General features: G+C 57.4%; 16 protein-coding genes. All 16 read right to left on the bottom strand.

Annotated elements, in window-relative coordinates:
- Window positions 1-2 precede the first annotated feature (2 nt).
- Entirely contained in the window at window positions 3-1,331 is a 1,329-nt protein-coding gene (locus ACRDCA_RS12820) for a hypothetical protein (protein ID WP_438689850.1), read from the bottom strand.
- On the bottom strand, window positions 1,331-2,590 hold the full coding sequence (locus tag ACRDCA_RS12825) for a hypothetical protein (protein ID WP_438689851.1): 1,260 nt from the start codon (window positions 2,588-2,590) through the stop codon (window positions 1,331-1,333). The genes ACRDCA_RS12820 and ACRDCA_RS12825 overlap by 1 nt, the downstream gene beginning before the upstream one ends.
- 12 nt (window positions 2,591-2,602) lie before the next feature.
- Window positions 2,603-3,352, bottom strand: coding sequence for a hypothetical protein (locus ACRDCA_RS12830; protein ID WP_438689852.1), 750 nt, complete (start codon window positions 3,350-3,352; stop codon window positions 2,603-2,605).
- 64 nt (window positions 3,353-3,416) lie between these two features.
- Window positions 3,417-4,619, bottom strand: coding sequence for a hypothetical protein (locus ACRDCA_RS12835; RefSeq protein ID WP_438689853.1), 1,203 nt, complete (start codon window positions 4,617-4,619; stop codon window positions 3,417-3,419).
- A 176-nt stretch (window positions 4,620-4,795) separates the two neighbouring features.
- A complete protein-coding gene (locus tag ACRDCA_RS12840) occupies window positions 4,796-5,386 on the bottom strand; it encodes a HupE/UreJ family protein (protein ID WP_438689854.1) in 591 nt (196 codons plus the stop codon).
- Between the two features lie 59 nt (window positions 5,387-5,445).
- Window positions 5,446-7,782, bottom strand: coding sequence for a carbamoyltransferase HypF (gene hypF, locus ACRDCA_RS12845; RefSeq protein WP_438689855.1), 2,337 nt, complete (start codon window positions 7,780-7,782; stop codon window positions 5,446-5,448).
- Between the two features lie 181 nt (window positions 7,783-7,963).
- On the bottom strand, window positions 7,964-8,992 hold the full coding sequence (gene hypE / locus ACRDCA_RS12850; protein WP_438689856.1) for a hydrogenase expression/formation protein HypE: 1,029 nt from the start codon (window positions 8,990-8,992) through the stop codon (window positions 7,964-7,966).
- Complete coding sequence (gene hypD / locus ACRDCA_RS12855) at window positions 8,992-10,107, bottom strand: hydrogenase formation protein HypD (protein WP_438689857.1); 1,116 nt, start codon at window positions 10,105-10,107, stop codon at window positions 8,992-8,994. Before hypD ends, hypE begins: the two co-directional genes overlap by 1 nt.
- Window positions 10,094-10,369 (bottom strand): hydrogenase maturation factor HybG, encoded by a 276-nt coding sequence (gene hybG, locus ACRDCA_RS12860; RefSeq protein ID WP_438689858.1) that lies wholly within the window; start codon window positions 10,367-10,369, stop codon window positions 10,094-10,096. The genes hypD and hybG overlap by 14 nt, the downstream gene beginning before the upstream one ends.
- Window positions 10,369-11,325 carry a hydrogenase nickel incorporation protein HypB gene (gene hypB, locus ACRDCA_RS12865; RefSeq protein ID WP_438689859.1) on the bottom strand — a complete coding sequence of 319 codons (957 nt, stop codon included), beginning with the start codon at window positions 11,323-11,325 and terminating at the stop codon, window positions 10,369-10,371. The genes hybG and hypB overlap by 1 nt, the downstream gene beginning before the upstream one ends.
- A 19-nt stretch (window positions 11,326-11,344) precedes the next feature.
- On the bottom strand, window positions 11,345-11,686 hold the full coding sequence (gene hypA / locus ACRDCA_RS12870) for a hydrogenase maturation nickel metallochaperone HypA (protein ID WP_438689860.1): 342 nt from the start codon (window positions 11,684-11,686) through the stop codon (window positions 11,345-11,347).
- On the bottom strand, window positions 11,687-12,172 hold the full coding sequence (hybE, locus tag ACRDCA_RS12875) for a hydrogenase-2 assembly chaperone (protein ID WP_438689861.1): 486 nt from the start codon (window positions 12,170-12,172) through the stop codon (window positions 11,687-11,689).
- A complete protein-coding gene (locus ACRDCA_RS12880) occupies window positions 12,156-12,656 on the bottom strand; it encodes a HyaD/HybD family hydrogenase maturation endopeptidase (RefSeq protein WP_438689862.1) in 501 nt (166 codons plus the stop codon). Before ACRDCA_RS12880 ends, hybE begins: the two co-directional genes overlap by 17 nt.
- Window positions 12,656-14,350, bottom strand: coding sequence for a hydrogenase 2 large subunit (hybC, locus tag ACRDCA_RS12885; RefSeq protein ID WP_438689863.1), 1,695 nt, complete (start codon window positions 14,348-14,350; stop codon window positions 12,656-12,658). The genes ACRDCA_RS12880 and hybC overlap by 1 nt, the downstream gene beginning before the upstream one ends.
- Window positions 14,328-15,527, bottom strand: a complete 1,200-nt coding sequence (gene hybB / locus ACRDCA_RS12890; protein WP_021804782.1) for a Ni/Fe-hydrogenase cytochrome b subunit — start codon at window positions 15,525-15,527, stop codon at window positions 14,328-14,330. Before hybB ends, hybC begins: the two co-directional genes overlap by 23 nt.
- Window positions 15,514-16,524, bottom strand: a complete 1,011-nt coding sequence (gene hybA / locus ACRDCA_RS12895) for a hydrogenase 2 operon protein HybA (RefSeq protein WP_438689864.1) — start codon at window positions 16,522-16,524, stop codon at window positions 15,514-15,516. Before hybA ends, hybB begins: the two co-directional genes overlap by 14 nt.
- Window position 16,525 lies beyond the last annotated feature (1 nt).

The raw sequence follows: 16,525 nt of genomic DNA on the forward strand, positions 1-16,525 counted from the left end.
CATCATGGAGGCGTGGTCGTTTCATACACCAAACCGTCGGCATTACCCAATTTCGGGTAATTATAATCGTGGGTGGGGAAGCGGAACAGGCGGTTACGCCAGCGGTCAAACTGTACGCGATAGTCATAGCTATCAGGCAGCTTTTTCATTCTGAACCAATGCTGGCCGCCATCGGTAGATACGGTCATATGCAGCGGGTCGTTGAACTGTTTATTCATCATCAGCAGATTATTGCCCGCGTAAAGCCTAGCCAAGGCTTTTTTGCCGGTTTCCAGCAGCGGTTGCAGCGTGCCGTTTTCCTGCCAGCGGTTCAGGCTATACAACTGCCGTGGCAGCTGGCGCAAGATAAAGTCAACCTCCCCCTGCGGGCTGATGTCGGCGGCAATAATCTCACCGTTGACCCACTGGCTGGTCTGAACTCGTGCAGACTTCAGGTTGAAATCGAGCAGTAGTGAACCGGTTAAAGCCTCCTCCTCCCCGGTATTGTGGGGCTGATTACTCACGATCACCCGATCGCCGCCGTTATAGTACCAACTGGCCGCATACAGGGCAGGATCGATCCCGCGCTCTGTTAGCAACTCTGGCAGGTCGAATAGCTGTTGCCAATGCTGGCCAAGATCGTCTGACCGGTAGAGTTTGCCCTGCTGCACCAACAGTACGCTCTGTGCCCCAAAAAGACCGAGGAGTTGAGATGTTTGATAGTCCTCGGGTTCTCGCCACTGAGATAACCAGCGCCAGTGGCGTCCACCATCGGCCGAATAAAATACGGCATCTTTGCTATATGAGCGGGTGCCGAACACGATCAGGCAATGCCCTTGCGCATCACACTGTTGCTCTGCCACGTAACCCAAAAAGCGGGCGCTGACACGCAGCTGGCCATTATCTTCGATAATGATCTGGCTGACCGGGATCGTGGCGCGTTCATCATAGCTCCGGTTGCGGGTCGTGCCTCGGCCAACCTTGGCCTCCAGTATCAAGCGGAGCATACTGGTATCAAGGGATATCTGCAGGTTCAACAAGGGAGGCCCGTGGTCTGCCAGCACATCGATCTGCACCGTATTGTCGTAGTGATAGATCAGCGCATTCTGGTCACGCTCAATTTTGGTGGTCTCGGTATGGATCGCATCGCTGACGCCCGTGATGAGTACCCCCTGCTGAAAACTGCTCAGGCGCTGATCGCTCACCACGACTGCCGGCTGCTCGGCCTGATAGTCTTGCCGCCACTGCCAATCGGGGGCAAACCCGGCAAAGCCGTCAAAATAAAACAGCATCCAGGAAGCAATGACTCCCAAGGTCAGCAGAGTCATGCGCGTTTGGCTTTTACTGAACATTAGGGCACTTCCTGAATATAGGGCTTTACACCGGTGCGTTGTTTAAACAGCACCAGCAACTGGCGGGCAAAGACAAAACGTGCCGCGCCAAGCGAGTTCCTGCGCGTAACCCAACAGCTGATTTCCATCACCAGCATCAGCACGCAGAAGATCATGACGCTCATCAAACCAAAGTCATAAAACATACCTGCGGCATACTGCCAATCCCAGCGATCCGGCATGTCGCCCTGCTCCCACCAGTCATAGAGGGTGATAAGCACCATCATCACCATGGGCAACGAGCAGCAGCCAAGGATCACTTTATACATCAGTTTGAGCTGGTGAAAAGAGACGGCCAGGCCGCCCAGTTTCAGATAGGCACTACCATCCCTTTCATTACACAGGCCCAGCACCGCATTATCTTGCTGATTGACCACCAGCATCACCGGGTCTTCGGCCGCCAGGAAAAAAGGATGTTGTCGATAGAACAGCGGATCCAGACCTTCGGTCATCGAGTTAAACCCGCTGCGAAACAGGTATCTCACGCCGTTACAGCTAAAGTGATATTCAACAAAATCCCGGCGGCTTTTGCCGCTGCCGGTAAAATCGCGGTGTGCACTGACATTGGCCGCTTCTCCGCTCACACTGGTCAGAGTCACCTTATCGGCCAGCAGAAAATCGTTCGGCTGGAGCGTATCGAGATCGTTATCCCGCGCATTGCTGGCTTGTAGTGAAGCTGCACCGCTCCCCGGCCCGGTTAACAACGCTGTGGCGGTGCGGCACATTGAGGTATCGCCTTGTTTGACGCTCTCCAGCCCTTGCAACAGCCTGCGCGTGTTACAGCTGATGCCCACCAGTAACCGATGAAACGACGCCACGAACCACCAGCAGCCGAAGATGAACACCAAGAACAGCAACAGCATGAGCCAGATATTCGGCAACTGAAAATAGCCCAACGCCGAGAGCACCAGCACCAAGGTTGCACCGGTCAGTTTCATCAGCGCGGCCGGTTTATCAATGTCGGCCAACGTCGGTTGCAGGTTTCCCTTTTCCGGCGACACCAGCCAGTGCAGCCAGTAACTACCGTCGACCAGTTGATGGGCGCCGATCAATACCCGATCCCCCGCAACCAGGCGGTTTAATACCTTGGCATCGGTAAACTGTTTGCTGTAGGTATAGAACACCTTGTCCCCGGCCAAAATACGCCGCAGCGTGCCTTCACTCGGCGCATTTTGATCGTGGCGAACAAAGGGCAGATCGTAGAAACAGATTTTTTTCATGATGGCTACGGATCAAAAACGGTGATCGAGCAGCTTATCCTGTGCCACCGGATAAGCCTTCCCATCGAACTTGAGTTCGACGCGGGTTTTGGCAACAACTTTGCTGTTCTGCACGCACTCCTCGCCTTTCTTCTTCGATTGCTTACCGGTTTGCACGGTCTGGATTTCCAAATCCTGCATAGCGTTATGCGCCAACTTCCCCAGAGCCAATACGCGCTTGGTCTCGTTGAAGTCGCCGGTGCATTGGCCATCCCATTCGCCACCGAATTCGTCCATGGTGAGATTATTGAGCACCAGCGATAATTGCTGCTTTTGCAGGGTATAGAGGTTAAGCCGTTCGATGTTGATGGGATTGACCGATGAAGATCCCCGGTGGTTAAAGCGCACGCCAAAGGCACGTAGCTCTGGAGACAGTTGGTAGCGCGCCGTGTCGATGCTCACGCTGCTGGTATAGATGGCATCATCCATAATCGCTCTGGGATGGTATTTGCTGGCCAGCACCTTACCGCTCTGGCTATCGACCACGTAGACGGCAACGTCATAGTCGGTAAAATCTGGCTCAGCCTGTCCTTTGGCTTCCAGCATCAGCACCGCAATGGTTTTTTCCGGGGCATAAGGCCAGACCTTGCAGGTGGACAGCTCGGTATTCAGGGTGGTTTTGGCGGTGAAAGGCTTGGCCAATTCGCTCAGCAACGGCTGACAATCTGCCAGCGAAGAACAAGAAACCAAACCTAGCCCCAAGACACCTATTACTCTTTTCATCACTCAATTCCCTGCCTGCAATTGCATTAATTTAAGTTTTTTTCTTTGGTAAACCGACGGCCAATCATGCCACGTCCTGAAGGTAGGCAGACTTGCCACTGCGGCGTTTGAACTGCGCCAGTTTTTGGCGAGCCAAGACAAAACCCGCCGCGTCCAATGAATCTCGGCGAGCCAACCAGCCTGCCACCTCCAACAACAGCATCAGGCCGCAGCAGAGCATCATGCCCAACACGCCGAGACTAGTCAGCGTTTCGGCAGCGTCGAGCCAATCCCATTTATCCGGCATCCCGCCCTGGTGCCACCAGTCATTCAAGGTGAAGCAGGCCAGCAACAACATAAATGACAGGTAACAAACGGCCAAGGTTTTATACAACCACCCCAGACGTTGCAGCGATATGGCCAAACCACTCGGCCGGTTGAGATAGGTACTGCCGTCGCGTCGATTTTCAATGCCGATCACGGCGTTGCTCGGGCGGGCAATCAACAGCGTCAACGGATCGTTGGCCGCCAGGAAAAAAGGATGCTCCCGCAACAATAGCGGGTTAAGGTTTTCCTGCATGGGGTTCACCGCGGTGCGAAACGTTAGCCGCCCGGCGCGACAGCTGAATTGATAATCGACCACCTCACGCTGGTATTCACCACTGCCGATAATCTCGCGTCTGGCGCTCACACGAGTCGCAATACTTGGTATACAAGCAAGGTGGGGTTCATCAGGCATCCGTTCATCATCGAACGAATCGGGAGGCGGTGTGCCAGAGGTTTGGCAGAGAGTCACATCGCCATGCATGACTCGCTCAAAACCTTGCAGCGACTGGCGCGTCCTACGGGTAGCATTGGTCGTCAGTTGGCAGAAGACGCTAAAACAGCCCCACCCGCCAAAGCATAACAGCAACGCCAGAATGACCGCCATCCAAAGGCTGGAGAACCAGAAAAAACCAGACAAAGCCAGCGCAGACAGCACAACGAAACCCACCATCTGCAAGACGAGTACGGAAGGATGGCGTTCATCGGCCGCTTGCGGTTGCAGGATGCCTTTTTGCTCACTCACCAGCCAGTGCAGCCAGTAGCTGCCGTCGGCCAACCGATGCGCGCCAATATACACCCGATCACCCGATACCAATTTATCCAGCACGCTGGCATCGGCAAACTGGTCGCTATAGGTATAGAAAACCTTATCCCCGGCCAGAATGCGCCGCAGCAGGCTTTCGCCAGTGGCGTTCTTATCGTGGCGAAGAAACAACAGATCGTGGCAGCCAATTTTTTTCATGGCTGATAATCGGGAGGATGCGAAGAGAAACGAACAAAACCGCTGGTAAATTTTTTCATTGCCACAATCCCTGTTAGCACCTGCATTAACCGCCAGTGGAATTTAACCAAAAAGCGCGCGTCAATCCAGCCGTTAACAGGGATTATTATGGCCTTGCCGTTATTGGCTTCGGGTTATCAAAGAATACCGCTGAGCAGGCCGATGCCCAGCAGCGATGAGCCGCCGCCGATCACCCGCGCCCAACCGCTGTGCGTAGACGAAGACGCCAGCAGATAACCGATGCCCAAACCAACCACGTGCAGCATCGCCGTGGCGATAACCATACCGGAAAGCGCCGCCACCGAATGGGACAGCTCCGCGCCGTGGGCCAGGCCGTGGAAAATGGCGAAAGCACCAATAATCAGCGCGCCGGTAATCGCCGACAGTTTCAGCTGTAAAGCCACCATCACGCCAATCCCCAGCAGTGAAGCGGCAACGATTAACTCGGTGCCAGGTACGGTTACACCAGCCATGCCAACCAGTGCCCCCGTGAGCAGCAAACCGGCAAATGCTAACGGTGCCAGCCACCATTGCCTGGTGTTCATGGCGCTCCAGATCCCTACCAGAACCATGGCGACCAGATGGTCCATCCCGGTCAGCGGGTGGATAAAACCTTCGGTAAAGCTTAATACGTGATGCGCGCCGCCGTCATTGCCCACATGGGCAAAAGCCAACATTGGGAACAGCGCCAGAAGGGATACAGCCACAGCTTTGACATTAATACGCATAATGAATACCTAAATTTTCTAGTGAATGAAGGTGTTTTTTTACTCTTTAACACAGTTGATTACGTTATAAACTCATCCTTGTGCATGCCTTGAATAAAACGGTTGGCGGCGATCAACGCCTGCCCCAACGCCAGCCCGCCATCGCCTGCCGGTAAGCGTGATGGCAACAAAACCCGTGATCCTGCGAGCTGTTGCAGCAGTAACTGCCGCAATAGCGTGTTGTGCAATACCCCGCCAGACAGCACGACGGTATTGATGCCATATTGCTGCATGGCTCTGCGGGCCAATGCGGCAAACCCCTCAGCTAATGCAACATGGAACGCATAGGCTCGCTGAGCTGGGGTGGCCTGATAGGCAAGCCATTGCCGCCAGAAGGTGGCCAGATCCAACTGGTTACCGAGCAGCGGCAGTGAAACCGGGGGCTGATGAGGTGCACTTTGCCACGCCAGCGCTTCCAACTGGCAGGCAGCCTCACCCTCCCAGGAAATTTGTGACGGTACGATCTGCAACGCGGCGGCCACCGCATCAAACAAGCGCCCGGTGGACGAGGCCAACGGCGAGTTGATTTGCCGTTCCACCGCCCGCAGCAAGATCGTCGCCTGCGGTTGCGGGATCGCGGCGGCCTCTGGCAAGGATTGCCAATCAGGGACAAAACGCTGCAACTGTGCCAGCAGGTTGCGCCATGGTTGGCGAGCGGCAACATCGCCCCCCGGTAATGCCACTGCCGGCAACCCGCCCAAATGCTGACAATGCTGATAATCCACCAGCAGACATTCCCCGCCCCACAGTTGCCCACCAAGGCCATATCCCAGTCCGTCCAGTGCCAACCCAATCACCTTGCCGCCCTCACGCGGCCAGCCATGTTCTGCCAGGCAGGCAACCAGATGGGCATGATGATGCAGCGTGGTGACACAGGGGATCGCCAGTTGATTAGCCAAGGTTTGGCCCTGCTGGTGGCTGAGATAGTCGGGGTGGGCGTCAATGGCAATCGCCTGCGGTGTCACGCCATAGATTTCGCCAAACAACGCCATCAATTGCTGCTGTTGTTGGCGGGTGGTCTCATCCTCCAGCGAGCCAAGATGCTGGCTGACGACCGCTTTGTCCCCCCACAGCAGGCAGAAGGTATTCTTGCTGTCAGCCCCCAGCGCCAGAATGGCTGGTTGAGCAGTAAAACCAGGAGGTAGAGCCATCGCATCAGGGACATAGCCACGTGCCCGGCGCAACATCTCGCTGCCCTGCCCGGTCAAGCGCACTAGCGAGTCGTCGGCCCGCTGGACGATCTCGCGGTTATGTAGCAGCCAAACATCGGCCAAGCCAGCCAACTCCTCCAACGCCTGCTGATTGCTCAGTGCAGGAGGCTTGCCAGACAAATTGCCAGAGGTCATCACCAATGGCCGCGCGACCTGTTGCAGCAACAGATGTTGCAGCGGATTAGCCGGTAACATCACCCCAATCTCATTGAGCCCCGGCGCAATCGCGTTGCACAAGGGGCTTGGCAAACGAGCAGGCACCAACACTATCGGTGCCGCCGGGCTACGCAGCAGTGTTATCAGTGCCGTCGGTTCCGTATCTTGAACGCACACTTGCAGCCAGTGGGTGTCCGGCATCATCACCGCCAGCGGTTTGGCCGGGCGATGTTTGCGCGTGCGCAGGCGCTGTACCGCAACCAGATTGGTAGCATCACAGGCTAAATGAAAACCGCCGATCCCCTTCACCGCCACGATCTGCCCGGCAATAAGCGCCTGAGCAGCCTGTTGCAACGCATCATCGGCACTGGCGATGGTTTGGCCTGCGGCATCGCTGAGCCACAGCTGCGGGCCACACTCTGGGCAGGCGGTAGGCTGCGCATGGAAACGACGGTCGGCGGGATCCTGATACTCAGCCAGGCACTGCGGGCACAGCGGGAAAGGCTGCATTGAGGTATTGGGCCGATCGTAGGGCATCCGGCGGATAATGGTAAAACGCGGGCCACAGTGGGTGCAGTTGATAAATGGATAGTGATAGCGCCGGTTATGCGGCGAGTTCAGCTCTGCCAGGCAGGCATCACAGGTGGCCGCATCCGCCACGATATGGGTATCCACTTGCCCCGCGCCGCTGCTGGCAATGGTGAAGCTTGCTGGCCGTTGCGGCCAGGTAAAAGGTGCAGAGGTGACGCTGTCGATCCGTGCCAAGGGCGGACACTCTTGCGGCAGTATCCGCAAAAAATCCGTGACGGCGGGCGATTGCCACAGTTGGACGATTACCCCGGCACCGTCATTACTGACCTCACCGCACAGGTTAAAGCGCCGCGCCAGCAGCCAGACGTAGGGACGAAACCCCACCCCTTGCACTTTGCCCTTGATCCGCAGGCGAAGGCCGTTGCTGCTGGCAATGTTCTCCGGCTCAAACTCTGCCATCTTGTTCTGATCCTTTCGTTAGTCCTGCTCCCCTCACCCTATCCCTCTCCCACAGGGAGAGGGGACCGATCGAGTTCGTTTCAGTTTCGGAGGCAGCATTTGATTACCGTACCTGACCACAACGCCGAACAGACTCCCTCGCCCTTTGGGAGAGGGTTGGGGTGAGGGGCAAATATCCCGGCTAGCAGATGCGCGGCAAAGGCTCATCCAGCGGCAGATCCAGGCGGCGGGAAACCCCGAACAGCCCGGTGAGGCTTACCTGCTGCCGCTCGGTGGTATGGCCAATTACCGCCGCATCGCGCCCCAGCGGATGCTGATGTAAAGCAGTCAGCACCTGCGCTTCGGCCTCCGGTGCCACTACCAGCACCAGCTTGCCTTCGTTGGCAAAGTTGAGCGCATCCAGCCCCAGCAGTTCGCAGATTCCCCGCACCGCCGGTTTCAACGGCAGCGCTGCTTCAGAAATCGCCATGCCACAGCCGCTGGCCGCCGCAAACTCATGCAGCACCGCCGTTACGCCACCGCGAGTGGCATCGCGCAAGGCGCGAACCCCGGCAATCGCTAGCAACGGAGCAATCAACGGAGCCAACAGCGCACAATCGCTGCTTAATTCGCTTTCCAGACCCAATCCTTCACGCAGGTTCAGAATGGTCGCACCATGGTCGCCCAAGGTGCCACTGACGATAATGCTGTCCCCTTGACGGATGTTCGCCGCTCCCCAGTGGACACCTGTCGGGATGGTTCCTAAGCCGGTGGTATTGATAAAGATTTTGTCTGCCGCACCACGAGGTACCACTTTGGTGTCGCCGGTGACAATCTGAATACCGGCTTGCTGTGCCGTACTGGCCATAGATTGGACGATGCGTTCCAGCGTGGCAAACGGCAGTCCTTCCTCCAGGATCATGGCGCAGCTCAGATAACGCGGCTGTGCGCCACTGACGGCAACATCGTTAGCGGTACCACACACCGCCAGTTTGCCGATATCCCCCCCGGGGAAGAAGATAGGATCGATGACATAACTGTCTGTCGATACCGCCAGGCGATCGCCCGAGGTGGCAAGCTCATCCAATGCAATGCGTGCCTGATCTTCGCGCGCATTTAACGCCGGATTGGTAAAGGCGGGCAGAATAAGTTCTTCAATCAGGGATTGCATGGCGCGGCCACCGCTGCCGTGGGCCAGGGTAATTTCCCGCCCGTCGTTCTGTTCACGCATTATACGGTCTCCCTGCGATACTGATAGTAAGCCGAGCAGGCCCCTTCCGAGGACACCATCAGGGCTCCAAAAGCGTTCTCTGGCGTACATTGCTTGCCAAACAGCGGGCAGGCATCCGGCTTGCAACGCCCGGTCAACACCTCGCCACAGCGCGAACGCGGATCGTCCGCTACCCGCTGTGCCTGCGGTTTAAACCGCAGTTCGGCATCAAAATCCGCATACTCGGGTTTGAGCTGCACGCCGGAATGAGCTATTTCGCCCAGCCCACGCCATTCGCTGCTCTCTTTCAGGCAAAACACTTCTGCCATCGCCCGCTGGGCCAGCAGATTGCCCTGATCCGGCACGATACGCCGGTATTGGTTTTCTACCGCACTACGTCCGTCTCGAAGCTGTTCCAGCAGCATCACCAGACCTTGCAAAATGTCCAACGGTTCAAATCCGGTCACCACCAGCGGCTTGTGATAATCCGCAGCGATAAACTGATAGGGCGCGTTGCCGATCACCATGCTGACGTGGCCCGGTGCCAGGAAGCCGTCGATGCGAACATCGGGCTGTTGCAACAGACTGCGTAAGGTCGGGATCAGGGTGATATGCTGGCAAAACAGGGTGAAATTACGTAGTTGACGCAGACGAGCCTGCTGTAAGGTCAAGGCGCTGGCAGGCATGGTGGTTTCGAAGCCCAGGCCAAAAAATACCACTTCGCGCTGTGGGTTATCGGCGGCCAGCTGTAGCGCATCCAGCGGCGAGTACACCACCCGGATATCGGCACCACGGCGGCGGGCATCCAGCAACGACCCATTGCGCCCTGGCACACGCATCGCATCACCGTAGGTGCAGAAAATCACCTCCGGGTGGGCGGCAATTTCCAGGCAGCTATCGATGCGCCCCATCGGCAATACGCAGACCGGGCAGCCGGGGCCGTGGACAAACTCCAGGCTGTCCGGCAGCAGTTGATCAATGCCGAATTTGAAAATGGCGTGAGTGTGGCCACCACAGACCTCCATCACCTGTAGCGGCATGCGTTGCGACTGGGGAATGGCCAACATCAGTGCTTCGATGCGCCTTAACAGCGCCTGACACAGCGCCGGATCGCGGAATTCATCAACGTAACGCATCGGCATCCTCTTCATCCCGAACCAGCCCGACGGCACGCATATGCTGCAATGCCGCCAGCGTTTCCAGCGCTTCCTGTTCGTCGAGCAGGCTCATGGCAAACCCGACGTGCACCAGCACCCACTGGCCGATCAGCTCCTGCGGTGAGCCTTCACAGACCAGCGCAATATTGATCCTGACCGCCACGCCACACACGTCGGCCCAGGCCAGTTGATGGATATCTTCCCCTACCGAGGTCACTTTACCGGGAACGCCGAGGCACATTATTGTGCCTCCAGCCAGTTCAGCCAGAGATCCATTCCCTCACCGCTGGTGGCCGACAGCGCAATCACCTGGATTGACGGGTTAACCTGGCGGGCATACTCAATGCATTTTTCCAGCGAGAAGTTCACGTACGGCAGCAGGTCGATCTTGTTGATGATCATCAGCGTAGCGGCGGCAAACATGTGGGGATACTTCAGCGGTTTGTCTTCCCCTTCCGTCACCGACAATACCGCCACCTTGTGCCGTTCCCCAAGATCGAAGCTCGCCGGGCAGACCAGGTTACCTACGTTCTCGATAAACAGCAGGCTGTGATCCTGCAATTGCAGGCGATGTGCCGCGTCGTGCACCATCTGTGCGTCCAGATGACAGCCCTTGCCGGTATTAACCTGAATGGCCGGTACGCCGGTAGCGCGAATACGCTCCGCATCGTTGCTGGTTTGCTGATCGCCTTCAATCACCGCGCAGGGCAATTTGCCTGCCAATCGTTGCAGCGTGGCCGTCAGCAAGGTGGTTTTGCCCGAGCCGGGGCTGGAGACCAGATTCAGCACCAGAATATGCTGCGCGGAAAAGTGTTCGCGGTTGTGGGCCGCCAGATGATTGTTCTTGCTCAGCACGTCCTGTTCAATCTGCACCAGACGGCGTTGCCCGATACCCGGCGCATGGCTCCCCGCCTCTCCGTGTCCATAGTGCAAGTCTTGCGAATGAGGTTGCACCTCTGGCGTAAAGCGTTCTGCCTGCGCGATACCAGCATAATGATGGTGCACATCGCCTTGGTGGTGATAGTGATGATGGTGATGATGGTGATGGATCACCACGGCAGGTTGTTCGCCGTGATGGTGGTGATCAGAATGATGATGAGCATCATGATGGTCGTGGTGATGGTGGCCGTCGTGATGATGGTGATCGTCACCCTCGATGGTTTTTTCGCCGCTGGCGCAACCGCAAGTCGTACACATCGTTATTCACTCCTCAAAATTATTCCACTTCCAATTGCTTGAGCCGCAGGCTGTCACCGCTCTCGACACGCAGTTGGTGGCCGCCGCACTGTGGGCAACCTTCATCATGTTTTTCAATCTGCACGCTCATGCTGCAACTCCAGCACCAGGCGCGGGCCGGTAGGTATTCGATTTCCAATTGGCAGCCTTCTGCCAACGTATGGTGGGCTGCCGAGGCGAAGCTGAAACGCAGAGCATGCTCTTCGATACAGGAGAGCGCGCCAATTTCCAGCCACACCGCCGTCACCCGTTTGGCACCGTGCTGCCGGGCCTGCTGCTCAATCAATTCCATCGCGCTCAGGCACAGGCTGATTTCATGCATCTACGTCGTTCCCTGAGAAAGACGAAATAGCGCCCTACGCCCCGGATTACTCGGGATGTTGCCATCCACCACCGGTAGCGAAAGGGCCATCCGCGCGCTCTGTTGTGCCAACGCCAGCGCCTGTTCGGCCCCCAGATGTCGGTCCAGCGGTGACATCAGTGAACAAGCCAGGTATTGCCCGCAGCCCTCAACCTCACCGACGATAAACCGTACGCTGCCACAAGGCAGGCTCAACGCCAGCTTGTCCCCCACCGCGCGAGGTTCCCATTGCTGTTCAGGGCCGGGCAGTACCAGCAGGCTGAGCATCCACGGCGTGAGCAAAGTTCCGACCCACTGCTGTTCAAACAGCTGAAAACCGCAGGCGCGCACCGGAATGTGCGGCTGAGAAAACGGCAAATCCTGCATCCCGCCGTCGGCGACCGCCTGAAACGCGGTTTCCAACAATGCGCTGGGATTGAGCGAAAAGCCGTTAGTCACAGTCTGCATTGGCCACCTCTTTTCGCTCCGCTACCACGCCGCTTTCTTGCAGCGCCAGTAACACCTGGGCCAACGCAGGCTCAATCGCCTGGCTGACCACCGCCGTCAGGCCAATGCCGGGCTCCAGCGACTCTGGCACCACGCCCACCAGGGTAAGCCGACGGGGAAACTCATCCGTCAGCCGCAGCGCCATCAGCACATCGGAAAGCCCCAGTTGATGGGGCGACACCTTTCGGGTGAACAGCGCCGGGATCTCTTCGTCGTACAGCACGGCGACGCTGCCCGGTGCAGCACCGGTCAACACCGCATCCGTAACAATCAGGTGATCGCGATCGGCCATGATTTCCATCAGTTCCATCCCCGACGTGCCACCATCCAGCACCTCGACATGGGCCGGTAAGCGATAGCGCTGTTCGAGGGCTTCGACGATGCGCACACCCACCGCCTCATCGCCCAACAACAGATTACCTATGCCTAATACCAAAATTCGCATTACAGCACCTTGACCCTGGTCACTTCATTGCCAGTGGTATCCACAATATGTACCGCACAGGACATGCACGGGTCGAACGAGTGGATGGTTCGCACCACCTCCAGCGGCTTGCTCGGATCGGCCACCGGCGTGCCAACCAGCGAACGCTCGTAGGGGCCGGGTTCATCGTTAAAGTTGCGTGGCCCGGCGTTCCAGGTTGAAGGCACTACCGCCTGATAATTGGCAATCTTGCCGTCCTTGATCACTACCCAGTGCGACAACGCACCGCGCGGGGCTTCGATAAAGCCCACGCCACGGATCTCGCCGGTCAACGGGATATTCGGTTGGATAAAGGTTTCATGGTCGCCGTTGCCGATGTTGGTCACCAACGCCTGCCACTGTTGACCCAGGGTTTCATGCAACACGCAGGCATGCACCGTGCGCCCGACAATGCGGCCCAGGGTGGAAGGCAGTTGTTCGGCAGTCAACGCTTTGCCGGTCAGCGCCTGATAGCTGCTGTTAACCTTGGCAAAATATTTCTGGGTTGGCGGGTGCTCGGCTTGCAGGGTACACATCAGCCAGGCCAACGGCCCCATCTCTACCGCCTTGCCGTAAAAGGTGGGTGCCTTCACCCAGGAGTATTTGCCATCTTCCTGCCAGCCGGTGTATTTAGGCCGTGTTAGCCCTTCCCACGGGGCCAGCGGTTCATCGTCCTGGTACCAGGCGTGTTTGCCGCTCTCCTGAATGCCCTTGATCAGATATTCATCACGCTGGTTAGCGATCGGTCGGAACTTGCCGTTTTCCAGGTAGCCCCCCGGCATCAGGAACTGGTCACCCTTACGGTCAATCGGCAACTCCGGCACGCAGAGATAGCAGTCCGCACCTTTACCGATCGTTAGCCACTCTGGGTAATGCGCCGCAATCACCGCGCTGTCCACCAGATACACCTGCTCGATAAAGTCGCCCAGGCGATCGATAAAGGTTTTCAGATACATCAACCGCTCGAGGTTCAATACGCTAGGCGCATCGAGGTTGATTGGGTTAGCCACCCCGCCTACCGCCAGGTTCTGAATATGCGGCGTTTTACCGCCCAGGATCGCTACTACCCGGTTGGCATCACGCTGGCACTCCAGCGCTTGGAGGTAGTGGGCAACCGCGATCAGGTTAATCTCCGGCGGTAACGCCATTGCCGGATGTCCCCAGTAGCCATTGGCGAAGATACCCAGTTGGCCGCTGGCGACCAAATCCTTGATCTTCTGCTGTACCCGGGTGAACTCGGCAGCGCTATTCAACGGCCAACTGGACAGGCCGCTCAGCAAATCGGCAGCCTTTTGCGGATCCGCTTTTAAGGCCGAGGTGACGTCCACCCAGTCCAGCGCCGAGAGCTGATAAAAATGTACGATATGGTCGTGAATGCTGTGGGCGGCGGCAATAATGTTGCGGATATACTGGGCATTGACCGGTATTTCCATCCCCAACGCATTTTCCACCGTCCGCACCGAAGCCAGCGCGTGAATGGTGGTGCACACGCCGCAGATCCGCTGGACGATCATCCACGCATCACGCGGGTCATTACCTTGCAGGATCTCTTCCATACCGCGCCACATGGTGCCGGAAGACCAGGCTTTAACCACCTTGCCGTCTTCGATTTCACAGTCGATGCGCAGGTGACCCTCAATACGGGTGACGGGATCAATGGTGATGCGTTGGCTCATGCTCTACCTCTAACTGGTTGTTTTCATTCTTGTGTTGATGCGCAGGCAGCACCGGTAACAACCGGATCAACAGGATGTACGCACAAACTTCAATTGCCACAAAGCCGATGGAAATCAGCAGTTCGCTGGCCGTCGGGAAATAGTGGTAGCCGTTGCCTGGGTCGTAGGCCAGCAACGCGTAATTCAGCCGCCAGAACGACGCCCCGCACACCATGCTCAGCGCACCGAGAAACAGCAGGCGTGAGTTGCGGCGGTTACGTTTCCAGCGGAACATCACCAGCGGCACCAACATCAACAGCGTTTCCACCCAGAACGAGATGGCAAAGCGATCGAGATGCCACAGATAGTCCGTCTTGCCGCGCCAGATCAGTTCCCCAAAGCGCAGCACGATAAACAGCAGTAAGAATCCATCGATGATGTAGGTCATGCGGGCAAACAGCGGCGTTTCCTCCGGCCCTTTACCCCGCAGCCCAGCCTGCACCAGCGAGCCTTCAAATATCACTATCGAGAAGCCCAGAATGCCCGCGGTCAACAAGGAGAACAGCGGTAGCATTTCGTAGCTTTGCCACAGCGGGTGGATTTTGATCCCCGCCGCAATCATCAGCGACCCCATGGAAGACTGATGCATGGTTGGCAGCAATGCACCCAGCGCGATCACCAGGAACATCACCTTGTTGAGGCGTTTGAGCGACACCTTCCAGCCCAGCCGCTCCAGCAGCGCTGGGGCAAACTCCAGCGCCACGATGCCCACGTAGATCGTCATACAGACTGCGGTTTCAAACAGCACCGACGAGGTGTTGAAATGGCCGGGAATATAGAAGTAAGGCAGGTTCCAGTAACGGCCGACGTCGATGGTGATCGACAGCCCGCCCAGAGAATAGCCGAACAGGCTGGCTAACAGTGCAGGCCGCACCAGCGGGTGATATTCACCCCGGTTGAACACATACACCGCCCAGGCTAACGCCCAGCCGCCGCAGGCCAAACCGGTGCCTACCAGCAGATCGAAAGCGATCCAGATACCCCAGGGGTAACCGCCGTTCAGATCGGAAACATCGCCTAACCCCAACACCAGGCGTTTGAGGATCAGCAACAGGCACAGCACCACAAAAGGGGCCAGCATCATGACCGGCCAGCTCACCAGCCGCCCGCCGAGTGGCTGCGTTTTATGCGTCGTCATGTTCATCTTCCTTCTTGTCCTGACGCTCGTTACGCTGGTTGCGCTGCACCAGGAAGGTGATCCCGGCCAGTGCGGCAAACGGCAACACCATGCCTTTATACAGCGTGTGCTGGATATGTTCGGAACGCGCACCGGTGGACAGTTCCTCCAGCGCTGGCAAGCCGAGATTTTCGAAAGGCACGCCGGTCAGCACCAGCACCTGCGTGCCACCGCCCTCATGCTCGCCATACAGGTGTGGTTGGTAATGCGGCACCGGATGTTCGTAAGGGTCATTTCCTTGCAGGGTTTGGCGTGGATAACGGTAATTTTCGCCGGGTTTACTGGCCAGACGCTGCTTGGCTTCGGCCATCAACTGCTCGCGAGTGCCAAAGATCACCGCTCCGGTTGGGCAGACTTCGACACAGCCAGGCAACCCGCCTTGATCCAGCCGGGCAACCCCTTTCTGATTGCAGAGTTCGCATTTGTGGATCTTGCCGAACGGGTTGTCGTAGTCGTATTTCGGTACGTTGAACGGGCACCCCACCATGCAGTAGCGACAGCCGGTACAGACGTCCGGGTTGTAATGCACGATGCCGGTTTTGGCATCTTTATGCAGCGCCTGCACCGGGCAGACGGAAACGCAGTTGGGATCGACACAGTGCATGCACTGCTTTTTGATATAGGCGTAGCCGTTGTCCACCTGGTCTTTGTGCTTGCCGTCTCCGCTGGTCCACACCTGAATAATGTTGTTGGTGTAGGGGCTGAGCTTGTCGTTGTTCGACCAGGTCGCCTCGGTGCCCGCATAGGCATAGGTTTCCCCATGCGGCTCATCAGTATGGTTGATACGCTGACACTGGCTGACGCAGGCCTGACACCCCACGCACAGCGTCGAGTCATACAGCATGCCCAGCGAGTTGGGGATTGGCGGTTTGTTCTCCGCCCCGGCCTGCGCCGCAGGAGCAACCCCTGCCAGCATCGCGCCGCCGCAAGTCAGTTTGATAAAGTTACGTCGATTCACG

Origin of the sequence: Serratia sp. (in: enterobacteria) (genome assembly GCF_051654945.1) — a bacterium.
Classification (GTDB): domain Bacteria; phylum Pseudomonadota; class Gammaproteobacteria; order Enterobacterales; family Enterobacteriaceae; genus Chania.

Coding starts and splice junctions, on each gene's coding strand:
- ACRDCA_RS12820 (WP_438689850.1), bottom strand. CDS start 1,331: ATGTTCAGTAAAAGCCAAACGCGCATGACTCTGCTGACCTTGGGAGTC.
- ACRDCA_RS12825 (WP_438689851.1), bottom strand. CDS start 2,590: ATGAAAAAAATCTGTTTCTACGATCTGCCCTTTGTTCGCCACGATCAA.
- ACRDCA_RS12830 (WP_438689852.1), bottom strand. CDS start 3,352: ATGAAAAGAGTAATAGGTGTCTTGGGGCTAGGTTTGGTTTCTTGTTCT.
- ACRDCA_RS12835 (WP_438689853.1), bottom strand. CDS start 4,619: ATGAAAAAAATTGGCTGCCACGATCTGTTGTTTCTTCGCCACGATAAG.
- ACRDCA_RS12840 (WP_438689854.1), bottom strand. CDS start 5,386: ATGCGTATTAATGTCAAAGCTGTGGCTGTATCCCTTCTGGCGCTGTTC.
- hypF (WP_438689855.1), bottom strand. CDS start 7,782: ATGGCAGAGTTTGAGCCGGAGAACATTGCCAGCAGCAACGGCCTTCGC.
- hypE (WP_438689856.1), bottom strand. CDS start 8,992: ATGCGTGAACAGAACGACGGGCGGGAAATTACCCTGGCCCACGGCAGC.
- hypD (WP_438689857.1), bottom strand. CDS start 10,107: ATGCGTTACGTTGATGAATTCCGCGATCCGGCGCTGTGTCAGGCGCTG.
- hybG (WP_438689858.1), bottom strand. CDS start 10,369: ATGTGCCTCGGCGTTCCCGGTAAAGTGACCTCGGTAGGGGAAGATATC.
- hypB (WP_438689859.1), bottom strand. CDS start 11,325: ATGTGTACGACTTGCGGTTGCGCCAGCGGCGAAAAAACCATCGAGGGT.
- hypA (WP_438689860.1), bottom strand. CDS start 11,686: ATGCATGAAATCAGCCTGTGCCTGAGCGCGATGGAATTGATTGAGCAG.
- hybE (WP_438689861.1), bottom strand. CDS start 12,172: ATGCAGACTGTGACTAACGGCTTTTCGCTCAATCCCAGCGCATTGTTG.
- ACRDCA_RS12880 (WP_438689862.1), bottom strand. CDS start 12,656: ATGCGAATTTTGGTATTAGGCATAGGTAATCTGTTGTTGGGCGATGAG.
- hybC (WP_438689863.1), bottom strand. CDS start 14,350: ATGAGCCAACGCATCACCATTGATCCCGTCACCCGTATTGAGGGTCAC.
- hybB (WP_021804782.1), bottom strand. CDS start 15,527: ATGACGACGCATAAAACGCAGCCACTCGGCGGGCGGCTGGTGAGCTGG.